Source organism: Bacillus sp. LR--39 (assembly GCF_053613335.1).
In genome coordinates this window covers 1-1,119 of the sequence record NZ_JBSIOT010000294.1, presented here as the reverse complement: position 1 = coordinate 1,119, position 1,119 = coordinate 1, and the positions used below count along the sequence as shown (strand labels likewise).

The window sequence follows — 1,119 nt, the reverse complement described above, 5'->3', positions numbered from 1 at the left end:
CCTTTTTCAATTTGTTCCAGCGACCACAACAAATGCGGCAAATCAATTCGGTTCATTGTCAGGCAAGGGCACATGTCAGGGTTGAGTGATTCGATTTGTTTATCTGGATGCTCGTGAATGATCCGCTGAACAAGATTCATTTCTGTCCCGATTGCCCACTTGCTTCCCGCCGGAGCCTGATTGATTGTGTCGATAATATATTTCGTTGATCCGTTATCATCGCTTAGTGTCACGACTTCGTGTGAGCATTCCGGGTGCACAATGATCTGAATGTCGGGGTCTCGCTCTCTCATATCATGGATATTTTTAGTGGTGAATTTCTCGTGAACAGAGCAATGCCCTTTCCACAAAATCACTTTCACATTCGTATGCCCGGATTCAGCTACTAATTCATCTTTCATCGGGTCCCACACAGCCATATCTTCAAGCGCAATGCCCAGATCATAAGCCGTATTTCTCCCTAAATGCTGATCAGGCAAAAATAAAATTCTTTTTTTCTGTGTAAACGCCCATTCAAGCACTTTTTTCGCATTCGAAGAAGTCACAGTTGCTCCGCCATGCTTTCCGACGAATGCCTTGATCTCCGCAGTGGAGTTCACATAAGTTAAAGGTATGATCGTATCTCCAAATATATGCTGAAGCTTCTTCCATGCCCTATTGGTCTGCTGCATGTCAGCCATGTCAGCCATAGAACATCCAGCTCTCATATCCGGCAGGACGACCGTTTGCTGCTCGCTTGTCAGCATATCGGCGGTTTCTGCCATAAAGTGAACACCGCAAAATACGATATAATCCGCATCTTTGTTTTTTTCCGCTACTTGGGCCAATTGCAGGGAGTCGCCTGTTTGGTCAGCAAATTGCATCACTTCATCCTTTTGATAATGATGGCCTGGTATAAAGAGCCTGCTGCCGAACTTTTTCTTAATGGCGGCAACGCGCGTTTCCATATCCTTTCTCGATAGTTCTTTATAACTTTCGGGCATCATATCATTCGATTGTTTGATCACATCAAGAATTGACATAATGGCATTCCTCCACAGATTCATTTGATAACGTAACATCCATACTGATATCTAAACTTTTGACGGAATGAGTCAGAAATCCTAATGAAATATAATT

General features: G+C 43.4%; 1 protein-coding gene and 1 pseudogene. Both read right to left on the bottom strand.

What is annotated here, in order from left to right:
- Window positions 1–1,022: quinolinate synthase NadA (gene nadA / locus ACWHAR_RS22635; RefSeq protein ID WP_452087896.1), on the bottom strand; the 1,022-nt coding region annotated here is incomplete at its 3' end.
- Window positions 1,009–1,119, bottom strand: a pseudogene (locus ACWHAR_RS22630) (nicotinate-nucleotide diphosphorylase (carboxylating)); the annotation flags it as partial. The gene nadA and the pseudogene ACWHAR_RS22630, both read right to left, overlap by 14 nt.